Genomic DNA, 21622 nt, shown 5'->3' on the forward strand with positions numbered 1-21622 from the left:
TCAAGCCTCACATCACCCCCACTCCGCCGCGTCCGGATCCACACCGAACGCCCGCGCCCGGGCGTCGATCGCCTGACGCAGCCATGTCGTCAGCCCCGGCGCGACCGATTCATAGTGCTCGGCGAAGTCCGCCCCCGGTGCCGGCACTCGCCTCGTACATCCGGCCCAGGCAGACCTGCATGGACACCGACAGGGTGAAGAAGTTCGAGAAGACTTCCCGGTGTTCGTCGACCAGGGCGTCCGCGGCGTCCGACCCGTGAAGCACCCCGTCACGCACGGCGTCGCCGAGGCGTCCTTCCAGGTCAGCCATCGCGTCCCGCAGCTGCGCCCGCTGTTCCGGCGAATGCTGCGCCCCGCGCTCGGCGTACTCGGACCATTGGTGGGTGTGCCCCCCTTTTCTCATGGGCCTGCCGCGTCCAGTCCGGGTCCCGGCCGTCACCGAAGATCTCGCGCTGCTGCTCCGTCGTCAGCAGGACGCCACCCCGGTGCGCCTCGATCATCCGGTCCACGCCGCGATCCAGGTCCGCGAGCCGGGCGACCTTCTCCAGGATCCGCTCCTTCTGCGCGGTGAGGGATGCGACAGCGTCCGCGTCCGGGTCGTCGAGCAGCGAGCCGATCTGGTCCCAGTGGTGGAGGGTCCGCGGACACACACAGAAACACAGAACCGCAGGTCAGCGCTTGGGGCTCCCTGTCGGTTCCCTGTGATCCCCGGTTTTCGGTGGCATTCGTCGATCACGGTTGGATAACGTAATTGTCACGTTCCGGTCACGATCGGAGCGACCCTACCAAGTTCCCTATCTGACAAGGAGCCCAGTAATGGACACCATCGTCTCTTCCGCTTCCAGCATCTTCGACGCCGTCACCGACTTCGTGACCTCCCTCTTCGACACGGTCACCGGTTCCGCCGGCGATGTCGTGAGCTCGATCTCGGAGTAGCGGCTCCACGCCAGACCCGCCCCGGCACCGTACGCAGATCTTCCCCGACTGCGTGTGGTGCCGGGGCCTTTGTGTGCGCACCCCTCACAGCATCACCCGTTGAGCTCAGCCCGGCATTCCTCGGCGGTCTTCTCCGCGATGCAGTTGCCCCACCCGACTTGACCGTCGACCCACGGATGCGACGCCTCCTGCCCGACATCGACCTGCCAGGAGTAGTTGTCGCAGATGATCCCGGTCCCGTCATCGGCCGTCGCGCGCATGCCGATGTTCGCGCCGATGCAGGCGTCCCCGATTGCCGGGCCACCGGTGGCACCAGCATTGGATGAGCCGGTGGAGATGTCCGAGGACCCCACGATTTCCCCTGGCGACTGGGCAGGTTCCGGCAGGTCATCGGCGGGTTCAGCGTCCTCCCCTGTCATCGGTTCCGGCTGCGCCGCAGAGGACGCCGTACTCGTCACCGTGACCATGGTCTGCTCTGTGCCGTCGCTGTCACCGCTGTCACCGCTGCCATCGGTGCGGCCGACCAGCCTTGTCGCGACCAGCACCGCGAGCGCCGGAAGCGCGACTGTCGCGGCTCCCCGCCGAATCATCGTCATGACTGCGCAGAGCACTCCCGCGTCAGCCCGGTGCCAGGGTGAATCGGTGGCGAACAGCCTCAGGTGATCTGTCCCCGAGGTTGCGCCGACAATTTCGACCTATGCTGCCACGGATCCCGGGAAATGTCGGCGCAAACTCCGTGACCTCGCTCTACGATCCCCCTGTTCCACCGCCTTCGCAGCGCGGTCCGTGATCACCCCCTCCCGGCACGATCACCACGGTAGTTTCCGTGCCAGAATTGTGACCCATGACACGTCCATCGCGGGATCACCACCCCCACGCCGGTCCGACCACTGGTGCGGAGGGCACCAGTGCCAGGACCACCCTCGCCCCATGGCTCCGCGTCGCCCTGGGCATGTTCGCCATCTGCTTCGGCGCCAACCTCTTCGCCCCACTGCTCCCGGTCATGCGCGAGGTCCACGACCTCAGCCGGGCGCAGGTGAACTTCCTCCTCGCCATCTACATCGTCGGCCTGGTCCCCGCCCTGCTCATCGGCGGTCCCGCCTCCGACCGACGGGGACGCCGCGCCGTGGTCCGCCCCGCCCTGGTCTTCTCGATCACCGGCACCTTCGTCACCCTCTCCGCACACTTTGTCAGCGAACCGGTCAGCCTGATCCTCCTCGTCGCCGGCCGGATGCTCACCGGAGCCGCGGTCGGACTCGTGCTGGCCGCCGGCGCGTCCTGGCTCAAGGAGGTCGCCCCACCGGAAGACGGCGCAGGGACCGCCGCCCGGCGCGCCACGGTCGCCACCTCCGCCGGTTTCGGCATCGGTCCCCTGGTCACCGGCCCTGTCGCCGAATGGCTGCCCGGGCCGGACACCACCGGTCCGGCCCTGCACCTGGTGATGATTCTCGTGCTCACCCCACTGGTCTGGACCACGTCCGCACCACCACGACCAGCCCACACCCCGCAGATGCGCCGGCACAGAACACCACTCGTCCCACCGTCTGCCCGCAGTCGTCACTTCCTGTTCGCTGTCGCGTCCTGGGCGCCCTGGGCGTTCGGTTGCGCGACAACGTCCTTCGCCGCCCTCGCCCCGGTCGCCGGAGAGTCCGTCGGCCCGGTGGTCGCCTACACCGGCCTCATCGCCGGCATCACCATGCTCACCGGTGCCGTCATCCAGCCTCGCATAGGACGCCACGCCGACCTCGGCGCGTCACCCCACCCCGCAGTGCTCGGCCTGGCCACCGCCACGGTCGGCATGCTGCTCGCGATCGCCGTCACCGCTGCGGCCCCCGGTGCCGCCGCCGCATGGCTCATGGTCCCCACCGCAATGGTGCTGGGCACCGCCTACGGCATCATGATGGTCTCCGGTCTGCGCGAGGTGCAGCGCATCGCCCCGACCGAGGAACTCGGTGCACTGACCGGCGTGTTCTACTCGCTGACGTACATCGGCTTCTTCGCCCCGTTCGTCATCTCGCTGATCGCCCCGCACACCGGCCATATCCCGGTGTTCACCGCCGGCGCGGTGGTGGCTGTGGCGTCCGTCCCCCTTGTCCTGTCCGTCACGCGTCGCGGCTGACGTCACCGACGAGTTCCGCCCCGACCACCCCGCGCAGCAGCTCCGGGTCGATGGTCTCCCCCTCGCGCAGGACCGACAGCGCCCCGGTCGGTTCCACGATGACGCACTGCACCTGGTCAGGTGCGGTCACCCCGGCCCGGCGCAGTGCACTGGCGAGATCGGCGGAGGTCACGTGCTGCCGACGCATGGCGTCGTCCACCCGTTGACCGTGGGCCATGATCACCACGGGGGACGCCGTGATCGCCAACCGTGCCGATCGCACCCGACGGACCGCGCCGAACAGGGCCTCCATGGCCATGAGGGTGAGCAGTCCGATCAGCCCGGCGGACAGGGTCGGTGGATGGCCGATGATCACACGGCCGGCGACGGCACCGAACATGATGATGACCACGGCGTCGAAGGTGGACCAGGCGGTGAGGATCCGGGAACCGAACACCCGCACCATCACCAGGAATGCCAGGTAGACGCCCACCGCGCTGATCATCACCACGGGGATGCGCCAGGCGTCGATGCCGAGCGTGCGGGCCAGGGCGGCACCCCAGCCGTCGGGTGGTGCGGCATCGGCGAGAACGGAAGCAGTCATAGAGACCGTTCTACAACCACCCGTTCTCCCGCGCGGCGCTGACCGCCGGATCCGCGAGAAGTTCACGGGCCATCGCGTCGGACGCCGCGGCGTCCCCTGCGGTGGCGGTGCGTGTGGCGCCCTCCCCGGTCCAGGTTGAGGACGCGGCCGTTGTCCCCGAGGTCCTCTCAGGGTGCCGTCGGCGATGATCCCGCCACGGTCGAGCATGACGATGCGTCGGGCGAAGTTCTGCGCTTCCTCGAGGTAGTGGGTGGCGAAGACGACGGTGACGCCCTCGGCGGCACGTGCAGCCATCGTGTCCCAGAACCGGTGGCGGGAGGCCGCGTCCATCCCCGCGGTCGGTTTGTCGAGGATCAGCAGATCCGGGGAACCGAGGAGGGCGAGGGCGAAACGGATACGCTGGTGCTCACCACCGGAGCACTTCCCCACCCGACGGCCACGCAGGGCAGTGAGGTCGGCGAGGTCCAGAACCTCGTCGATGTCGCGGGGTGCGGGGAAGGCGGCGTCGATGGTCCGTAGGGTGATAGCGACAGTGAGGTCGGGCAGCAGGCCACCGGTCTGCATCACCGCACCGACGCGCTGGGCGTCGAGCGCGACGATTTCCCCGCGCTCGACGGTGAGGTCACAACTGCGCAGTGCGCGGACGGTCCGTCCACCCGAGCCGAAACTCCGGGGCGAGACGTCCCCGAAGTCCCCCGGTGTCATGATCCCACCGTGACATTCGGCAAGGGTGTCCAGGACCGCAGTTATGCACATTGTGGACAGGTTCACGGTGCCGGAATCACGGTTGGGCGACAAAATATACAGGTTATGCACATTTCCACAGGTCAATCCACATTGTGAACAATATTCATCCGGTATTCACCCGTCTGCCGCATTTGCAGTACCTCCGAAGCGGCGGTAGGGATGGAAAGGGTCTCCGCAGCAGACGGCGTCACCGTGCAGTCACAGAACACGGTGTCACGACGTTCACGTGCGGGCTCGCCGCGTCGGTATTCTCCCGCGACGGGACGACGACCACGAGGAGCCGATGTGCCCCGGAACAACTTGAAATTCGCCTCGAAACGTTCGCGGAAAGTCGGTGCCGCCCGACTGCGCCGCTACCGCCGTGAAGCGTCCGCCCTCACCGGGCCGTACACCGCCGACAAGGTCACCGTCGTCGACGGACCGACGTTGAAACGCGCCGCCGGCGGAGCCTCACTCGGCAACATGATGGAGTGGTTCGACTACGGCGTCTACGGCTACCTCGCCGTGACCATGTCCGCCGTCTTCTTCGACACCCTGTCGGACTCCCTGGCCCTGGTCGCCACCTTCGCCACCTTCGCCATCAGCTTCCTCATCCGCCCCCTCGGCGGTATCTTCTTCGGCCCCCTCGGCGACCGTATCGGACGCCAGAAGGTGCTGGCCACCACCATGATCATGATGGCGATCGGCACCGTGTCCATCGGTCTGATCCCGGTCGGTCTCGTGCCCGGCTGGGTCGCACTGCTCATGCTCGTCGCCGCCCGCCTCGTGCAGGGCTTCTCCGCCGGTGGCGAGTACGCCGGCGCGATGACCTTCACCGCCGAGTACGCCCCCGACAACCGCCGCGGGCACTGGGGTTCCTTCCTCGATGCCGGCTCCTACCTGGGCTTCGCCCTGGGCGCCGGCCTTGTCGCCCTGCTCAATGCGACACTCGGTGCCGACACGATGGAGGCCTGGGGTTGGCGTCTGCCGTTCTGGTGCGCCGGCATCCTCGGCGTCGTCGGCATGTACCTGCGCCTGAAGCTGGAGGACTCCCCCGCCTTCCAGGAGGCGATGGACGCCGCGGAGGCCCGCGAGGAGGACCTCACCAAGGGACAGAAGACCGGTCTGGTCTTCCTGCTGCGCAACCACAAGCGCGAGATGCTGGTCCTGCTCGGCATCGTCGCCGCGTACAACGTCCTCGGCTACACGCTGACGTCGTTCATGAACACCTACCTCACCGAGTTCGCGGCACACACCACCACGGTCTTCGAGTCCGACATGCTGGTGCTCGTGGCGATCGTCATCACGGTGGTCACCGCGCACCCGATCGGCATCCTGTCCGACCGGATCGGACGCCGCCCGGTGCTCATCGCCGCGTCCGTCTCCCTGCTGATCTTCTCCTTCCCGGTATTCGCCCTGCTGCAGTCCGGCAACATGGTGCTGATCTTCATGGGCTGCGCGGTTCTCGCCGTGAACCTCGGCGGCTTCGCCGGTCCGGTCGCCGCGACACTGCCGGCGATCTTCCCGACCCACACCCGCATGGCCGCGCTGGGCATCGGCTACAACCTGTCGGTCGCGGTCTTCGCCGGGACGACGCCGATGATCAACTCCGCCCTGATCCCGATCCTCGGTACCTGGTGGCCCGCGATCTGGCTGGTCATCTTCGGTGTCGTCGGCCTGGTGTCCGTGCGCTTCCTGCCGGAATCCGCGCGCCAGCCGCTGGTGGGCAACAGCCCGCAGGTCGAGTCCCCCGAGCACGCCGCCGGGGTGGCCCGCACGCTGGAGCGGATGCGCCGGTCCCTGCACCTGCGTCGCCGTGACCGCACCGACTACACGGAGTGGGACGCCACCTGGGACCGGTGGCCGGACGCCGCGGTCGAGGCCGGGCTCGACGCCTCCGACCACGATGCCGCGGTCGGCGAGGTCACGATCGACGATCTGGCCCCGTCCTACGCCACAGGGACCGCGGAGACACCGGTCGACGCCACCGCTGTCAAGGAACACGTCACCGCGTCCTGACGCCCCGTTACCCTGGTGTCGTGGATGCCCCGGATATCTCACTCCGCGCTGCTGACCTGCTTGCCGGCCCCCGCGGACGCCGCCTGCTGCTGGAGTTCGGGTGCGACGTGGCAGACAACGCCCTGGCTTCCGCGGTGCATGAGGTCAGCGCGGACCTCGATCCGCAACGCGACAGGATCGCCCGGTACGTCCGGTACACCGACGACCCCGGAGACACCGCCGGTGCCTCCGCCCCGGCCACCCCGGACACCGTCGCCCGGCTGCTCACCGTCGCGGCCGGTCGCATTCCCCTCCCGGACCCCCCAGCCGGACAGCTCCGGGACGCCCTGGGCACCTCCGTCGACGCCGCCAGGTACTGGTGCCCCTCAGACGGAGCCGACGTCCTCACCGCTGATCCTGCGGTCCGCGCCGCGCTGACGCCATGGGCGGAACACCTCGCGGCGTCCCCGCTCACCGACTGGTGGTGGTCCGCCCCGGACCCCGCCGACCAGTGGACGGTGGCCTGGGGGGGAGGACGCCGCCCCGTGCCCCGCAATGACGGCGGAGAAGAAGATCTCGAACCTCCTCGCCTGGTGCACCCGCACCAGGGAGAGCGAACAGCGCGACTCGGGTTTCCTGGACCGTCTGCGGTCAGTGACGGCCGCGGCCGGCGGTGACTGGTGGTCCGTACCACTGTGGGAGGTCCCGGCGTCCACCCGGGCTTGGCCGGACGGTACCGGCGGCGGAGACCCGGTCGGGGCCCTGTTCGTCGAGGACCGGTGGGAGGACGCCTTCTGCGCCACCCGGTTCACCCCGCCGGAGCATGCCCGCATCCGGGAGATCACCGGTGCCGACGACTGGTCCGCCCTATGCCGTGAGTTCCCCCTCGAGGTCACCTGGTCCCGTCGCCGCGAGTGGTGGGAGGTCACCGGTCGGGACTCCCGGGACGCCGGCCCGTGGCTGATCCCCGACTGGTCCGCGGTCGCCGACAGGTGGGACGCCGTGCACCTCACCGTCGCCGGCTACCTCAACGCGGCGACCCGCTCCATCCCCGTCCCCGGCGCCGACGGGCAGGACGCCGACTCAGTCATCGCCGGCTGGGGACCCGACGTCACCTACTGGCTGCGGTGACTCATCAGTGATCTACCCCAGTGCCTCGCCGAGCAGCCGGACGGTCTGCTCGGCGCCCGGCGCGCGGTCGAGCGGTTCACCGTCGTAGGCACCGCCGACCGGGGCGATCATGACCTCGTCGACCCCGTGGCGTCCGGCGAAGACGGTGAGCTGCTCCAGGGCGTTGTCCGGGGTGTCGACGACCTCCTTCAGCCGGTCGGGATCGGTGCTGCCGGTCTTCGAGGCGTAGCTCTCCGCCGGTCCGGGCAGCGGCGTCGCCTGCGCCTCCTCGACCGTCTCCTGGGCGGCCATCGGCAGACCGGTACGCAGCCGTGCCATGGTGCGCCGCTGCGGGAGCATCCGCTCGGCCGCCTCCTCAGCGGTCGGGGCGACGGAGGCGTTGACCGTGAGAATGGTCCGGGGCTCGGGGAACGCCTCGGAAGGCTGGTAGGTGTCGCGGTAGGTCGTCAGGGCGTCCTGCAGGCCGGGGCCACCGAAGTGGTTGGCGAAGACGTAGGGCAGGCCGACCTCGGCGGCGAGCTTCGCGGAGAAGTCGGAGGACCCGAGCAACCAGACCTGCGGGATCTCCCCAGCCACGGCGACCGGGGTAGAGCGGACGGCGTAGCCCTCGCCACCACGCAGGCGGACGCCGGCACCGTCCGGGTCGAGTAGGGCCGTGATCTCCCGGACCTGCTGCGGGAAAGACTCCGCCCCGGGCGCGGTACCGGACTGGTGCAGCAGCTGACTGATCACCGGGTCACTGCCCGGCGCGCGCCCGAGACCGAGGTCGATGCGTCCCGGCGCGATCGCGGCGAGGGCGGCGAACTGTTCGGCGACGATGAGGGTGGAGTGGTTGGGCAGCATGACGCCACCGGAGCCGACCCGGATCTGTCCGGTGCGCGCCGCCACGGCGGCGGCGAGGACGGGCGGGGTGGTGGACGCCACGGCGGGCATGTTGTGGTGCTCGGCGAACCAGTAGCGGCGGTAGCCGAGCTTATCGGCGGTGGCGGCGACCTCGAGTGTCGCGGCGACAGCCTGGGCACTGGTCTGACCGGTGCGGACGGGCACGAGGTCGAGGACGGACAGGTCAAGGGTGCGGTCACTGTTCATGGTCGCCACCGTAGGCCTGAATTTTAGTCACTGCAATCCCATTCTACAGTGACTGCAGAATTGGGTTACTGTCGTCCCCATGGCAGGAACACGGACAGCAACCACCGTCGCGGCTATCAGGACAGCAGCACTGGACCTGGCCGCCGAGAACGGTTACCAGCAGACCACCGTCGACCGGATCTGTGAGCGTGCCGGCGTCAGCCAACGCACCTTCTTCAACCACTTCCCCACCAAGCAGGACGCTTTCCTCGACCACGGAACACCGTGTCTCGACGAGAAGGCGACGAGGGAGTTCCTCGTCGGCACCGGGCCCCTGCTCGATGACGCCCTCGCCATGATCACCCTGCCCGGCGCCGAGGACATCGCCCGCATGCGCATCGTCACCTCGTGCCCGGAGCTCCTCGCCGCCCACGTCGCCCGGATGGACGCCGTGGAGGACGAGATCCGTGACCTGGTGCTGCTGCGTCTGCGCGGTGGGCACTCCGGCACCACCGGTGAACAGGAGCAGGACGCCGCCATGGTCGCCTGCCTCCTGGCCGGGGTGGTGCGCTGGGGTGCACTGAACACGGCGTCCTCCTTCCCCTGCCCGGTCACCGCCGCCCGCGCCTGCCTCGACCGGATCACTTCAACCGACACCCGAACCAACCAGGAGTAACCAGGAGTAACCATGACCATTCTCGTCACCGCAGCCACCGGCCACCTCGGCAGCCTCGTCATCGACCGGCTCATCGCCCGTGGCGCCGACGCCTCCGACATCGTCGCCGGCGTACGCACCCCCGCCAAGGCCACCGACCTCGCGGAGAAGGGTGTGCAGGTCCGTCACCTCGACTACGACGAGCCCGCCGCCCTCCCCGCCGCCCTCGAGGGCGTCGACCGCGTCCTGCTGATCTCCAGTTCGGAGATCGGCAGCCGCGTCCCGCAGCACACCGCCGTCGTGGACGCAGCCGCGTCCGCCGGCGTGCAGCTGCTGGCCTACACCAGCTGCGGTGAAGCCCTGACCACGGACTTCCTGCTCGCCCCGGAGCACAAAGCCACCGAGGAGGCCATCCATGCCTCCGGTGTACCTTTCACGGTCCTGCGCAACGTCTGGTACATCGAGAACTATCTGCCCAACGCCGCCCAGGTGAAGGAGACCGGCGTCCTGCCCGGTGCGGCCGGCGAAGGACGCGTCGCAGCCGCGACCCGCGAAGACTACGCGGACGCCGCCGCCGTCGTCCTGCTCGCCTCCGACGAGGACGGGAAGCCGACCTACGCCGGGCAGACCTTCGAGCTCTCCGGTAAGGCACTGACCTACCCGGAGATCGCCGCGGCACTCGGTGAGGCCGTCGGCCGCGAAGTCGTATACCAGGATCTTCCGGCCGAGCGGTACCGTGCCGGACTTGAGGCCGCGGGCCTTGACGAGGGCACCATCGGGTTCCTCACCGGGCTGGCCTCCGGCATCGCCACCGGCGGACTGGACATCGAGAGCCCTGCACTCGCCGAGCTCATCGGCCACGAGCCGACCACCTTCGCCGAGGGCATCCGGGCCGCCCTCACCGGCGCGGAGTAGCCTGCTCCGAAACTGACACCTCCTCACCTTTGTGTCCAGGTCTTTCCGGTGGTCAGGCCTGACGTAACGTTGTTCACTGACGTGACACACCGACGTGAGGAGAGTGTTCAGATGCCACCCGCATCCGAGAAGAGAACCAGTCCGGGCGAACAGCCCAGGCAACCGTCCGGTCGACTGAGTACCGTCCTGAAGAAGGCCGCCAGCGGTGAGCAGTCCATCCACCCGGCCCTGGTCCCCGGCATCAGTGTCGAGGACACGAACACGAAGTTCCCGACCCGGATCGGAGTGTTCGCCACCGCGTTGACGGTCGCCCTGTGCTTCATCGTCTGGGCAGCGGTCGCGCCGGACAATATCGCCGAGGTCGGCTCCACCATGCAGTCCTGGGTGGTCCGCAACCTGGGGTGGATGTACGGGGCGATCACCGTCGCCTGCGCGGTGTTCATGATCGTCATCGCCTGCCGGTCGACCGGACGCATCAAACTCGGCCCGGATGACGCCGAGCCGGACTTCTCCACTGTGACGTGGATTTCCATGCTTTTCGCCGCCGGCCTGGGCATCGGCCTGATCTTCTACGGCCCGATGGAACCGCTGCAGCACTTCCTCAATCCGCCGCCGGCGACGGACGCCGAAGGCGGCACCATGGAGGCTGTCCGGCCGGCACTCTCCCAGGCGGTCCTGCACCAGGCGAGCTTCGCCTGGGGCATCTACGCCCTGGTCGGTGGCTCGCTGGCGTACACCACCTACCGACGCGGCCGCGTCCCGCTGATCTCCGCGGTCTTCGAGCCGATCTTCCCGGACGGCTCGAACCGCGTTCTCGGCAAGATCATCGATGTCGCCGCTGTGCTGGTGACCCTGTTCGGTACCGCGACCTCTCTGGGTATCGGCGCACTCCAGATCCGGACCGGTACCTCGATCCTCACCGGCAAGCCACTGGAGGGCAACGGGTTCGTCGTGGTGGCCATGTCGGTTCTCACCGTCGCCTTCATCATCTCCGCGGTGTCCGGTGTGAAGCGGGGTATCGCCCTGCTGAGCAACATCAACATGGGACTGGTCGTTGCACTGGGACTGTTCGTACTGGTCACCGGGTCGACCGTGTTCCTGCTCGACCTGCTTCCGTCGACGGTCTACAACCTCGCCGAGAATCTCCTGGCCATGTTCCAGGTCAGTGCGAGCGAGGGCAAGGTGGAAGAGGAGTTCCTCACCTCGTGGACCACCCTGCTGTGGGCCTGGTGGATCTCGTGGTCCCCGTTCGTGGGCATGTTCATCGCGAAGATCTCCCGCGGCCGGACGATCCGTGAGTTCGCCACGGTTGTCGTGCTCGTCCCGTCTGCGATCTCCATCGCCTGGTTCGTGATCTTCGGAGGCACGTCCATCAGGATGAACCTGGACGGTCTGGGCCTGGAGATCAAGGAGTCCGGCGAGAACGTCATGTTCGACATCATGGACAACCTCCCTTTCACCGGTGTGACGTCCATCGTGGTGCTCATCGCCGTGGTGATCTTCTTCGTCACGGCAGCCGACTCGGCAACGGTGGTGATGGGGTCGATGTCTCAGTCGGGACGCGCGGTCCCCTCGAAGCCGGTGACGATCATCTGGGGCGCGGCCCTCGGCCTTATCGCGATCTTCCTGCTGCTCGCCGGCGGACGCAATGCACTGTCCGGACTGCAGTCGATCATGGTCTCCTGTTCCGTTCCGTTCGCCCTGATCATCATCGGCATGATGGTCTCCTGGTGGAAGGACCTGTCCAATGACCCTGCGACGATCCGTCGCCGGTACGCCCGTTCGGCGGTCTACAAGGGCGTCGCCAAGGGAATCGACGAGCACGGTGACGACTTCGTGTTCGGGGTGGACCCCGTCCCTGCTGAGGAAGGCGCCGGCGCGCACTTCGACAGCGAGGATCCGGAGCTGACCGACTGGTACACCGACGCCACCTCCGAGGATCCGGAGGAGGCGCGGAAGCAGCGCGAGGAGGAGGCTGCCGCTACTCCGGACCCGTGGGCCGCGTACTCGCGGACCCAGGAGAACCGCGCCGCAGCAGAGGCAGCGGAGGCAGGGGAGGCAGGGGAGGCAGCGGAAAAGGACGCAAAAGAGAAGGACACCGACGGGGAGTAGGTACTCCCCCGACAACGACACACCCCGTGCCGCTGCAGTGATCCTGCAGCGGCACGGGGTGTGTCGTTGTCGGGGTGGCTGCACAACTGCGCGGCCATACCCCGGTACTTATCTAGCCGGCGATGATCTTGTTGACCTGGCGGACGACCGGAGCCGGAGCAAAGCGGGCGGACCAGCGGAGGGCAAGGTCCGGGAAGGACACAGAGTAGTCCTGACGCTGACGCTCGATGAAGTTCTTCGGGTGGACGGCCTTCCAGACGGAGTTCGCGACGTCGCTGGGCTCGATCCGGACGCCGAGACGCTTGGTGGACTTGGCCTCCACAGCGGCCAGCTTGGTCTTGGCCCACAGCGGCATGATGCTGACGACGCGGATGTCGTCCTTGCGCCACTCCAGGCTCATGGCCTGGGTGAAACCGTGGACGTAGAACTTGGACGCGGAGTAGGGGGTGATGTGCGGCTGGCCGTAGATACCGGAGGCGGAACCCATGGACAGCATGTGCGCACCCTTGGTGGCCTTGAGGTAGGGGTACGCGGCCTTGGCACCGAGGGTGATGCCGGTGCAGTTGACCTCGATCTGCTTGGCGATCAGGCCGGCCGGCTGCTCGGCGATGTCGAAGTCACCGATGATGCCGGCGTTGTTGTCGAGGACGTCCAGTTTGCCGTTGGTGTGGGAGGTGAAGTCGGCCAGAGCCTCCTCCCAGTTGGCGAAATCGGTGACGTCCAGCTTGCCGGTGATGATGCCGGGAGCCTCGGCGGCGAGCTTGCCGAGGCCCTCCTCGTCGATGTCGTAGGCGCCGACGGTCCAACCGGCGTTGTGGAACTTGAGTGCGACTTCACGGCCGATGCCCGCGGCGCCGCCGGAGATGAAAATGCTCTTATTACCCATGGGAGACAAACTACCGGCGCCCGGACGGCAGCGTCCACGGTTCGGGCATATTTCCAGAAGAAAAGTTTGCCTCAGCTCATCCCCCGCGGTGACCCCGGAGCTTCCGGGGCGAGCGGTTTCACGTGAAACGCACTATCCCTCGTCGCCGCCGATGACATCCGCCAGCAGGGGCGCGAGGGTCTCGAGCGCCCACTGGGTGGACAGCGGTCCGGGGTAGGCGATGGCCCAGGGGAGATTGCCTTCCTGCTCCTCGGTGTCGTCGTTCACCGTGTACGCGGCCTTCCCGGACTCGAAGGCCTTGTTGTGGAGGATCAGGACCCGCCCCTCCTTCACTCCCGGGATCGCCTGGAAGGTCGGGTTGTCCGTCAGTTCGTCGATCCTGCCGTTCGAGTTGTCCATGATGACCATGACATCGGCGGCGGTGTCGTCGAGGCGCTCGGCGGAGATGTCGTCGCTGCCGAAACTCGAGGACTCCGCGATCGTCGTGAGCCCGATGGACTCCATCAGGTCGGCAGCATCCGAATCGTCCGGGTTGAGGTAGCGGATGGTGTCCAGCCCGAAGTAGTTGAGCATCGAGATGCTCTTCCCCTCGAACTCGGGATGCTCGGCCTTCACGTCGGCAGCCACCTGAGCGGTGTCATCGATGATCTGTTGCGCCTCGGTCTGCCTACCGAGCGCCTCGCCGAGGTCGGTCACGGTCTGCTGCCAGTTCCCGCTGACATCCTCCTCGGTGTGTGCACCGATGACCGGGGCGATCTTCGAAAGGTCGTCGTACTGGTCTCCGAGATCCATCTGGCTGGCGAGGATGAGATCCGGCTCCGCAGCGGCGACGCTCTCCAGGTCGATGGAGCCGTCTTCGGCGTAGGCGGAGGTGTTCTCCGGTTCTTGGCCGTCGAAGGCGTCGACGGTCCAGGCCTCCTGCTTGAGCGTGTTCTCCCACATGATCACCGGGATCTCACCGAGTGAAGCCATGATGTCCGCGTCCTTGTACCCGACCGCGGCAATGCGGGTCGGCTTCTCCTCCAGGGTGGACTCCCCCCACGCGGTCCCGAAGGTGAGCGGGTAGGACGCCGAGTCCACCGCCGTCCCGTCTGCCACCTCTTCTGACGACGCGGAATTGCCGGTGTCGTCGTCATCCGACGAGCAGGCGGTGAGCGTGAGCCCGGTGACGGCAGCGAGAACCGCAGCTGCCACTCTCCGGAACGGGCGGCGCATGGTCAGGGACAAGGGATCTCCTCAGGTCGTGTGCGATGTCATTCAGACTACAAACACGACATGAGGCAAGGCAAAGGTCATGTAGACGGCGCCACCGGTTCACACCGGACCTGCTCCACCGACCCGGGGGACAGGGCGTTGCGCACCAGGTCGATCACCCGTGGCGAGTAGGTCATGTCATGGCCCGACATGTCCTGTTCGCAGCCGTCCTGCAGCACGATGTTCTCCACCGTCGCCCCGGGGCCGGCGGTGAGGAAGGTGGTCTCGTAGGGGGTGGTGGTCGTGTCGTAGCGGGAGCCGATGGCGGTGTAGTTGACGCCGGGCACCGTATCCCCGTCCGCGTTCAGCTCGGTGAGCAGCGGGGAATCGTAGACCTGCTGTATGCCTGCCTCGCCGATGACGTAGTCCAGCGCCGGATCGAGATCGAGTCCGAGGTCACCGATGGTGCGGTCGAGCGTCCCCAGCCCGTTCAACGTGGTGCCGTGGTTCGTCGCGCCGAGCGTGACGAGCCTACCCACCTTCTCCGCCCCGCCATTGAACTTCAGGTACTGCCGGGCGAGCAGTCCGCCCTGGGAATGGCCGACCATGTCGACCTGGGACGTCCCGGTGGCCTGGAGGACGGCGTCCACGTAGTCGGCGAGGTCACCGGCGGTGAGGGCGATGTCCTTGGTGGCGAAGACACCGGGCCCGAGCGACTGCACCCCTCCCCTGGTGGTGATGTCCGCTTCGCCGAGGTTCGGGGCGAATACGCAGTAGCCGTCCTCCTTGAGCTGCGGTGCCAGACCCGACCAGGCACTGTAGGTATTCCCCCATGTCCCGTGGACGAGAACGACCGGCTCGGGGTGCTCCGCCGTGGGGACGCAGTCCCAGTCGTCGGCACCGGGCGGAGCCATGCGTGGGTTATTCCGGGCCTGTGCACTGGCGTCCCGAAAATCGACGGCGCCGGGACCGTTCCCGGTCGTGGTCTCGTGCGGATGGGGCACCTCCGGATACTCGGGAGGGGCGGGCATCGCCGGCAAGACGGGCATCTCAGGCATCTCAGGTACAGCCGGCGCGGCGACTGCCTGGGGTGCGGCGAACAACAGACCGAGGGAAGCAAGCAATCCCCCGGCAACGGCACTTGTTCCCCTAGTGAACATACGAACACGCTACCAGTGACTCACCTCATAGTGTGGTTCACAGTGCGGTGGATCATTGTCTACAGCGTGTTCTTCCCCACCTGATCAACGGCGGTAGGCGATACCCCGCTCATCGAGGAGCTCCTTGAGCCGCGACGGGTAGTCGGTGATGATGCCGTCGGCTCCGGCGTCGATGTACTCCGCCATGTCGGCGGTCTCGTTGACCGTCCACGGCAGGACGCGCACCCCGGCCTCATGTGCCCGGTCGATGAACCCCGCGAGGTCACCTCTGACCCAGGACGAGGAGGTGTCGAAGGCGGGACTCGCGACTTCCACACCCAGCTCCCCCACCCCGGCGAGGACGTCACCGTCGACAGCGTCGTAGTCCACCGGCCCGAGGTACGGCGAGTCCGGCGTCCACGTGCTCTTGTCCCACAGTGCGGCGAGTGGGACCTGCGGGGCGCGGTCGCGGACCAGCGGCAGTGTCGACCAGTCGAAGGACTGCACGGTGATCCGGTCGGTGGTGCCGGCGGCGTCCGCGGCATCGAGGATGGCGTCCACGTACTCCTGCGGCGCGGCGGACCGCTCCGGCTCCTCGGCCTCGACCTTGGTCTCGATGTTGAAGTACACCTGCGGATCACGCTCCGCGATATCGAAGACATCGCTGAGCTGCAGGATCCGGTTACCGGTGGCGGGCACGGCGTCCGGGAAATCGTCGAGCACCTTGTCACAGGTCAGCGTCTGGATCTGTTCCCAGGTCAGGTCGTGGACGTCCTTGCCGACATAGGGGAACTCCGGGTCATCGGCGGTGACCGGCGCGGTATCCGTGCACTTGTCGTCCTGGATCGACGGATCGTGCCAGACCAGCGGGATACCGTCCTCCGTCATGTGGATGTCGAGCTCGAGAGTGGTGACGCCTAGGTCGATGGCGGTCTCGAAGGCGGTCCGGGACTCCTCGGTGTGCTCACCGCGGCCGCCACGGTGTGCCTGCAGGTCGAAGGTGGTCGGCAGGTTGTCGACGGGGTCCGCACCCGGGATGCCCGGAAGGCTGCCGGTGATGCCACCGGGTGATCCGGGGACGGATCCCGGGGCCCTGTCGGACAGGGCACCGGCGGCGGTGGCTGCGGGAACTGAGACGAGGAGGGTGGACAGGGCCACTGCGCTGGAGAGGACTGTGGCGGCGAGGCGTCGGGTGAGGGTCATGGGGAGAACGCTAACGACCGGCCACGCTCCCTGTCAGCTATGTGCACCTGGTGTTCACGGTGAACACGGAGAGTTCATCCAGGTGTCAGCATCAGTACGGTCGGGGGTTCTCCGGGGACACCCGCAGGCGGGGACCCGGTGCGGCGTGCGGTCACCGCCCCGCACAGGAACACCCCTACATCCGCCCCAGCCGCCACAGCGAGGTGACCTCGCGGGACCGGGCGACATGCAGCGGATCGTCCTCCCGCAGCACCTTCGGATGACGCGGCGTGGTGTCCGACCGTCCGAGAACCTGCAGGCCGCCGTCGGAGATCCAGGTCTCCAGCTGCTCCCTGGTACGTAGTCCGAGGTGCTCCGCCAGGTCAGACAGCACCAGCCAGCCCTCCCCACCGTCGGTGAGGTGGTCGGTGAGTTCAGTGAGAAAGCGCCGTAGGGCATCGGAGGAGGCGTCGTAGATCCCGAGTTCCAGTTCCGAGGTCGGCGTCCCCGGTAGCCACGGCGGGTTGAAGACGACAATATCCGCGGCATCCGCGGCATCCGTGGTCTCCGTGCTCCTCGTGGCCTCCGACACCGCCGGCCACAGGTCAGCCTCGACGACCTCGCACCGCTCCCCCACACCGAGCCGGTCCAGGTTCGCCCGTGCACACGCCACCGCACGCGGGTTCACGTCCGTCGCCGTCACTCGTACGGCGCCTCTCCTGGCCAGCACGGCGGCGAGGACGCCGGTCCCGGTACCCAGTTCCAGGACGCTCGCCCCCTCTTTGAGAGAGGGCAGGAAAGCCGCCGCGACGTCATCGACCAGGTCGACGTACTCGCTGCGCGTCGGCGAGAAAACGCCGTAGTCCGGGTACACCTTCTCCCCCAATGCCGGTACCTCCACACCGTTGAGATGCCACTGATATGCCCCGAGGACACCCTGTAGTGCGGTGAATGGTGTCCGCCGGCTCTCCCCCCGCGAAGGGGCACCGTAGGCGTGCCCGCAGGCCCCGGCCACGTCCGGGGCGCGGTGCAGGTCCAGGAGCCATTGACCGTCCCGCTCCGCCAGGTCGACGACGATGCGGCCGAGAATCTCCGCCCGGCGCGCCCGGTCCTCACGCTGCCGCTGGAACAGGTCTGCCGCGGTCCCCGCGCTCTGCTTCTTCTTCCCCTTACGCGCCGCCTGCTTCGTCAGTCGCCGGTCGACGGCCCTGATGAGCTGGCGTCCGTTGTGGAAGTCCCCCTGCCAGAGCAGTGTGGTTCCGCGGCGCAGCCGGGCGTAGGCGGCGTCTGCGGTGGTCGTGTCATCGGCGACGGTCGTCTGCCCGGAGGTGGAGGTCATGCCTGTGATTGTCGCACAGGCAGGCCGAAGCCCCGGACTACCCCAGCAGGTTCTCGCGCAGGGTCGTGCCCTCGTATTCCCGACGGAACCGGCCGCGCTCCTGCAGCACCGGCACCACCTGGTCGACGAAGGTGTCCAGTCCGTGCGGCATGGAGGGCGGCATGATGTTGAATCCGTCGGCCGCCCCGCAGTCGATCCAGCGGATGATCTCGTCCGCGACCTGCTCCGGGGTACCGACCAGGGTCGCGTGTCCGCCACCGGCGGCAAGGTAGCCGAGCACCTCCCGCACGGTCGGGCGCCGAAGGTCGTCCTGGCCGCTGCTGGACCCGCCACGGCGTCCGGCGTGTTCCACGATGTGCCGGACCAGGGTGGCGCGTCCCGGGGCCGCATCACACTCACTGACCGGCGGCAGGACGGGGAACTCGGCGTCCGGGTCCCAGGCGGTGGCGTCCACCCCGAGGAAGGCGGAGAGGTCGTGCAGAGCCGCCTCGATCGGGAGCAGCTCATTGAGCTCCTGCTGGTGGCGTCGCGCCTCCTCCTCGGTGGATCCGACATAGGCCACGAGGCCGGGCATGACGCGCACGTGGTCGGGGTTGCGGCCCATGGCGGCGGTACGGGCGCGGACGTCCTTCCGGAAACCGCGGGCGCCCTGGGAGTCCCAGGCGACGGTGAAGACACCTTCGGCGTGGGACGCGGCAAGGTCCCGCCCCGGCTCCGAGACACCGGCCTGGAAGATCACCGGCTGCTTCTGGGGCGGGGTGGGGATGTTCAGCGGACCGTCGACCCGGAACCACCGGTCGCGGTGGCTGATCTTCTTCAGCTGGGAGGTCTCGGTGTACCGTCCACCACGGTCGGCGACGATCGACTCCGCCGGCCAGGACCCCCACAGTTCCTTGATCGTCTCGGCGAACTCCCCGGCACGGGCGTAGCGCACCGCGTGGTTCGGCAGAGCGTCCATCCCGTGGTTGCGGGCCTCGGCGTCCAACTGGGAGGTGACGATGTTCAGCCCGGCGCGTCCGCCGGAGATGTGGTCGAGACTGGCGATGATGCGGGCGGCGTGGAACGGGTCCCAGAATGTCGAGGACACCGAGGACACCAGACCGATATGTTCGGTGACCTGCGATATCGCCGCAAGGCTGGTCATCGGCTCAAGGAACCAGGTCGGGCCGGCGGTGAGCGCCTCGGTCCGGGCGGCCTGTCCGTCGGGGAAGAAGATGGCGTCGAACCTGCCGCGTTCGGCGGTCTGCGCCAGGCCCTCCCACCAGGAGATGTCGCCTAGCCGGTCGACGGCGGAGTCAGCTGCACGCCAGGCGGCTGCATGGTGGCCGCAGCCGCTGACGAAGAGGTTGAGGTGGACCTGTGCCGGATTGTCGGGCTCGCCGTTCTCGGTCATGGGAACCTTTCAGAGGTGGTGAATTCCGGGGGTGGGATGTTCTTCCACGTCGGTAGCCTGTACGGCATGGATACTGACGTGTCGACAGTTTCACCGTACCTGTCCGTGGCTGAGGGCACCCGCACCGCCTCCGTGGCGACCTGGTTCCTCGTGCCGCTGCTGCTCATCGTCGGTGCGGTGGCCCTCGCCGCTGTCACCTGGCTGCTGGCCACGGTGATGCGCCGGGTTCTCGGTGTCCCGGTGGGCTGGCCCCGGTCGATCGTCGTGGCCCTGGTGGTCTCCCTGGCGACCGGTGGCCTGGTCTACCTGGCGATCGACCAGTTCTGGGACTCCGGGGTGGAACCCGGCCCGGCGGTCATCCTCGGCGGGATCGCACTGCTGTGGATGCTCGGTTTCGGCGCGGCGGTGCTGACCGTCCTGGAGCTCATCGCACCGACCGGGGCGACAGGCGGCTCCCCGCTGTCCTGGTTCAGCGGCCTGCGTGACGCCCGCGGCCGCAACCGCCGTTACCGGCAGGTCACGGCGGTGTTCGTCCGCCGGGGGCTGACCTCGGGGCGCCCCTCGTTCTCCGGGAAGGACGCCGACGCGACCCGTCGGATCGCGCAGTCCTTCCGTGAGGCCCTCGAGGAGTGCGGGACGACCTTCGTGAAGCTCGGCCAGAACCTCTCGACCCGGGAGAACAACCTGCCGCCGGAGTTCATCAGCGAACTCTCCCAGCTGCAGACCTCCGCCTCCCCCGCACCCTGGTCGGAGATCCGCGAGGCACTCACCGAGGCACTCGGCGCGGCTCCGGAGGAGGTCTTCGCCTCGGTGGAGCATGAGCCGATGGCCGCGGCGTCGGTGGCCCAGGTGCACCGGGCGACACTGGAGGACGGTACGGCGGTGGTCCTCAAGATACAGCGTCCCGGCGTGGTCGAGGAGGTCACGCGGGACACCGACATCGTGCTGCGGGTCTGCACCCGGCTGGAGAACTCCGCGCAGTGGGCCCGGGACATGCGGCTGAAGCAGCTGGCGTCCTCCTTCACCACAACGCTGGCCGAGGAGCTGGACTACCGCACCGAGGCGACGAACATGCGCCAGATGGCGGAACCGGTCGCAGCGACTGGCATGGTCATGCCGAAGGTCTACGGCGAGTTCTCCTCCCGGCGACTGCTCGTGATGGACGAGCTGGTGGGTACTCCCCTGGGCTCGGCGACCGGGCCGGACGGGGAGATCGCGGCGATGACCCCGGAGCTGCGCCGGGAGCTCGGTGACCTGCTCATGAGCGCCTCACTGCGGCAGATGATGCGGTACGGCGTCTTCCAGGCCGACCCGCACCCGGGCAATGTGCTGGTGATGCACGATGTGACGGTACGATCGGCCTCCTCCTCGGAGAGTGAGCACAGCCTGGGCCGCCTGCATGTCACCGCGGGCTCGGACGAGGAGACGGTCACCACGAGGGAGACCGGGCTGGGCATGCTCGACTTCGGTGCGGTGGGTCGCCTGGACTCCACGGACCGCACCGCACTGGCGGCCGTCTTCGCCGCCATCGACCTGGGGGACGCCAGGGTCCTCACCGACGCCCTGCTGGGCCTCATGGACCGTCCGGAGGAGCTGGACATCCGTGCCCTGCAGCGGTCCGTCAGTGCGCTGCTGTCCCGCTACGGCGGGGGGATCGGGTACGGCGAGGGGGCCGCACTGTTCAGCCGGCTCACGCGGCTGTTCAACGACTACAGGCTGGTCGTGCCGGAGACGATCGCCGTGGCGCTGCGCAGTCTCGCCGAGCTGGAGGGCACGTTGCGCGTCCTCGACCCCGGCTATCCGCTGGTGGAGACCGCCCGACGTGAGGGATCGGACCTGGTGCAGGACCGGTTCCGTCCGGGGGGTCTGAAGGACGCCGCCGAGAGCGTCCTCATGGAGTCCCTGCCGCTGCTGCGGGACCTTCCGCGCCAGGTCTCGGGGATCGTCGGTGACCTGCAGAACGGCCGGATGTCGGTCAGCATGCGCATGTTCCGCAACCCCGGTGACCGGGCCTTCCTCACCGGGCTGCTGCAGCAGATCACCGTGGCGATGGTGGCAGGGTTCTGCGTCCTCGGCGGGGTGATGCTCATCGCCTTCGGGGACGGTGGCCCGAAGCTCGTCGACGAACTGACCTGGCACGCGGCGATGGGTTATGTGGTGTTGTTCGCCGGCTTCCTCTTGTCCCTGCGTACCGTGGCGATGGTGCTGTTCCGGGGCAGGGGCGGGCGGCGGTAGGGACCGGCCCC

At 68.1% G+C, this 21622-nt stretch carries 19 protein-coding genes and 1 pseudogene; 8 read left to right on the forward strand and 12 right to left on the reverse strand.

The features are described 5' to 3' along the window. Positions 1–109: 109 nt before the first annotated feature. From ACZ9GM_RS12305 to ACZ9GM_RS12315, 3 genes are all read right to left on the reverse strand, one after another. Positions 110–403: a TipAS antibiotic-recognition domain-containing protein gene (locus ACZ9GM_RS12305; protein ID WP_476038010.1), complete on the reverse strand. Its 294-nt coding sequence runs from the start codon at positions 401–403 to the stop codon at positions 110–112. After that, positions 303–650, reverse strand: coding sequence for a MerR family transcriptional regulator (locus tag ACZ9GM_RS12310; protein ID WP_476038378.1), 348 nt, complete (start codon positions 648–650; stop codon positions 303–305). Before ACZ9GM_RS12310 ends, ACZ9GM_RS12305 begins: the two co-directional genes overlap by 101 nt. A 378-nt stretch (positions 651–1028) precedes the next feature. Then, positions 1029–1532: a hypothetical protein gene (locus ACZ9GM_RS12315; protein ID WP_476038011.1), complete on the reverse strand. Its 504-nt coding sequence runs from the start codon at positions 1530–1532 to the stop codon at positions 1029–1031. Between the two features lie 248 nt (positions 1533–1780). On the opposite strand from ACZ9GM_RS12315, the gene ACZ9GM_RS12320 reads away from it, so the two are divergent. Further along, complete coding sequence (locus ACZ9GM_RS12320; RefSeq protein WP_476038012.1) at positions 1781–3055, forward strand: MFS transporter; 1275 nt, start codon at positions 1781–1783, stop codon at positions 3053–3055. Here the strand turns inward: ACZ9GM_RS12320 and ACZ9GM_RS12325 are convergent. Continuing rightward, entirely contained in the window at positions 3039–3539 is a 501-nt protein-coding gene (locus ACZ9GM_RS12325; RefSeq protein ID WP_476038361.1) for a DUF421 domain-containing protein, read from the reverse strand. The genes ACZ9GM_RS12320 and ACZ9GM_RS12325 overlap by 17 nt on opposite strands. 492 nt (positions 3540–4031) lie before the next feature. After that, positions 4032–4394 (reverse strand): annotated as a pseudogene (locus ACZ9GM_RS12330) (P-loop NTPase family protein); the annotation flags it as partial. Between the two features lie 276 nt (positions 4395–4670). Between ACZ9GM_RS12330 and ACZ9GM_RS12335 the strand changes: the two are divergent. From ACZ9GM_RS12335 to ACZ9GM_RS12345, 3 genes are read left to right on the forward strand one after another with little or no spacing between them, the layout of a single operon-like run. Further along, positions 4671–6383 carry an MFS transporter gene (locus ACZ9GM_RS12335; protein ID WP_476038013.1) on the forward strand — a complete coding sequence of 571 codons (1713 nt, stop codon included), beginning with the start codon at positions 4671–4673 and terminating at the stop codon, positions 6381–6383. 20 nt (positions 6384–6403) lie between these two features. Next, on the forward strand, positions 6404–7039 hold the full coding sequence (locus ACZ9GM_RS12340; RefSeq protein ID WP_476038014.1) for a hypothetical protein: 636 nt from the start codon (positions 6404–6406) through the stop codon (positions 7037–7039). Continuing rightward, on the forward strand, positions 7017–7493 hold the full coding sequence (locus ACZ9GM_RS12345; protein WP_476038015.1) for a hypothetical protein: 477 nt from the start codon (positions 7017–7019) through the stop codon (positions 7491–7493). The genes ACZ9GM_RS12340 and ACZ9GM_RS12345 overlap by 23 nt, the downstream gene beginning before the upstream one ends. A gap of 12 nt (positions 7494–7505) precedes the next feature. Here the strand turns inward: ACZ9GM_RS12345 and ACZ9GM_RS12350 are convergent, their stop codons facing one another. Beyond that, the gene (locus ACZ9GM_RS12350) at positions 7506–8582 is read right to left on the reverse strand and encodes an LLM class flavin-dependent oxidoreductase (protein ID WP_476038016.1); all 1077 of its coding nucleotides are present in this window, start codon (positions 8580–8582) and stop codon (positions 7506–7508) included. 79 nt (positions 8583–8661) lie between these two features. Here ACZ9GM_RS12350 and ACZ9GM_RS12355 point away from each other — a divergent pair, with 79 nt between their 5' ends. The 3 genes from ACZ9GM_RS12355 (at position 8662) to ACZ9GM_RS12365 (ending at position 12243) form a co-directional block, all read left to right on the forward strand. After that, positions 8662–9237, forward strand: coding sequence for a TetR/AcrR family transcriptional regulator (locus ACZ9GM_RS12355; protein WP_476038017.1), 576 nt, complete (start codon positions 8662–8664; stop codon positions 9235–9237). 12 nt (positions 9238–9249) lie between these two features. After that, positions 9250–10131: an SDR family oxidoreductase gene (locus ACZ9GM_RS12360; protein WP_476038018.1), complete on the forward strand. Its 882-nt coding sequence runs from the start codon at positions 9250–9252 to the stop codon at positions 10129–10131. Positions 10132–10242: 111 nt separating this feature from the next. After that, positions 10243–12243 carry a BCCT family transporter gene (locus tag ACZ9GM_RS12365; RefSeq protein WP_476038019.1) on the forward strand — a complete coding sequence of 667 codons (2001 nt, stop codon included), beginning with the start codon at positions 10243–10245 and terminating at the stop codon, positions 12241–12243. Positions 12244–12355: 112 nt separating this feature from the next. Here the strand turns inward: ACZ9GM_RS12365 and ACZ9GM_RS12370 are convergent, their stop codons facing one another. From ACZ9GM_RS12370 to ACZ9GM_RS12395, 6 genes are all read right to left on the reverse strand, one after another. Further along, a complete protein-coding gene (locus tag ACZ9GM_RS12370) occupies positions 12356–13129 on the reverse strand; it encodes an SDR family oxidoreductase (protein ID WP_291474779.1) in 774 nt (257 codons plus the stop codon). Between the two features lie 132 nt (positions 13130–13261). After that, positions 13262–14356 carry an iron-siderophore ABC transporter substrate-binding protein gene (locus tag ACZ9GM_RS12375; protein WP_476038020.1) on the reverse strand — a complete coding sequence of 365 codons (1095 nt, stop codon included), beginning with the start codon at positions 14354–14356 and terminating at the stop codon, positions 13262–13264. 65 nt (positions 14357–14421) lie between these two features. Further along, positions 14422–15237 carry an esterase/lipase family protein gene (locus ACZ9GM_RS12380; RefSeq protein WP_476038021.1) on the reverse strand — a complete coding sequence of 272 codons (816 nt, stop codon included), beginning with the start codon at positions 15235–15237 and terminating at the stop codon, positions 14422–14424. A gap of 330 nt (positions 15238–15567) precedes the next feature. Continuing rightward, positions 15568–16665: a glycerophosphodiester phosphodiesterase family protein gene (locus ACZ9GM_RS12385; RefSeq protein ID WP_476038022.1), complete on the reverse strand. Its 1098-nt coding sequence runs from the start codon at positions 16663–16665 to the stop codon at positions 15568–15570. A gap of 175 nt (positions 16666–16840) precedes the next feature. Then, on the reverse strand, positions 16841–17983 hold the full coding sequence (locus tag ACZ9GM_RS12390) for a methyltransferase (RefSeq protein WP_476038023.1): 1143 nt from the start codon (positions 17981–17983) through the stop codon (positions 16841–16843). Between the two features lie 37 nt (positions 17984–18020). Next, positions 18021–19376 (reverse strand): LLM class flavin-dependent oxidoreductase, encoded by a 1356-nt coding sequence (locus ACZ9GM_RS12395; RefSeq protein ID WP_291474788.1) that lies wholly within the window; start codon positions 19374–19376, stop codon positions 18021–18023. A gap of 66 nt (positions 19377–19442) precedes the next feature. On the opposite strand from ACZ9GM_RS12395, the gene ACZ9GM_RS12400 reads away from it, so the two are divergent. Then, complete coding sequence (locus tag ACZ9GM_RS12400; protein WP_476038025.1) at positions 19443–21611, forward strand: ABC1 kinase family protein; 2169 nt, start codon at positions 19443–19445, stop codon at positions 21609–21611. Positions 21612–21622: the final 11 nt, after the last annotated feature.

This window comes from Corynebacterium sp. UD i78, from assembly GCF_056280545.1.

Coding starts and splice junctions, on each gene's coding strand:
- ACZ9GM_RS12355 (WP_476038017.1), top strand. CDS start 8,662: ATGGCAGGAACACGGACAGCAACCACCGTCGCGGCTATCAGGACAGCA.
- ACZ9GM_RS12390 (WP_476038023.1), bottom strand. CDS start 17,983: ATGACCTCCACCTCCGGGCAGACGACCGTCGCCGATGACACGACCACC.
- ACZ9GM_RS12320 (WP_476038012.1), top strand. CDS start 1,781: ATGACACGTCCATCGCGGGATCACCACCCCCACGCCGGTCCGACCACT.
- ACZ9GM_RS12360 (WP_476038018.1), top strand. CDS start 9,250: ATGACCATTCTCGTCACCGCAGCCACCGGCCACCTCGGCAGCCTCGTC.
- ACZ9GM_RS12350 (WP_476038016.1), bottom strand. CDS start 8,582: ATGAACAGTGACCGCACCCTTGACCTGTCCGTCCTCGACCTCGTGCCC.
- ACZ9GM_RS12370 (WP_291474779.1), bottom strand. CDS start 13,129: ATGGGTAATAAGAGCATTTTCATCTCCGGCGGCGCCGCGGGCATCGGC.
- ACZ9GM_RS12380 (WP_476038021.1), bottom strand. CDS start 15,237: ATGGCTCCGCCCGGTGCCGACGACTGGGACTGCGTCCCCACGGCGGAG.
- ACZ9GM_RS12315 (WP_476038011.1), bottom strand. CDS start 1,532: ATGACGATGATTCGGCGGGGAGCCGCGACAGTCGCGCTTCCGGCGCTC.
- ACZ9GM_RS12385 (WP_476038022.1), bottom strand. CDS start 16,665: ATGACCCTCACCCGACGCCTCGCCGCCACAGTCCTCTCCAGCGCAGTG.
- ACZ9GM_RS12395 (WP_291474788.1), bottom strand. CDS start 19,376: ATGACCGAGAACGGCGAGCCCGACAATCCGGCACAGGTCCACCTCAAC.
- ACZ9GM_RS12325 (WP_476038361.1), bottom strand. CDS start 3,539: ATGATCAGCGCGGTGGGCGTCTACCTGGCATTCCTGGTGATGGTGCGG.
- ACZ9GM_RS12365 (WP_476038019.1), top strand. CDS start 10,243: ATGCCACCCGCATCCGAGAAGAGAACCAGTCCGGGCGAACAGCCCAGG.
- ACZ9GM_RS12400 (WP_476038025.1), top strand. CDS start 19,443: ATGGATACTGACGTGTCGACAGTTTCACCGTACCTGTCCGTGGCTGAG.
- ACZ9GM_RS12305 (WP_476038010.1), bottom strand. CDS start 403: ATGAGAAAAGGGGGGCACACCCACCAATGGTCCGAGTACGCCGAGCGC.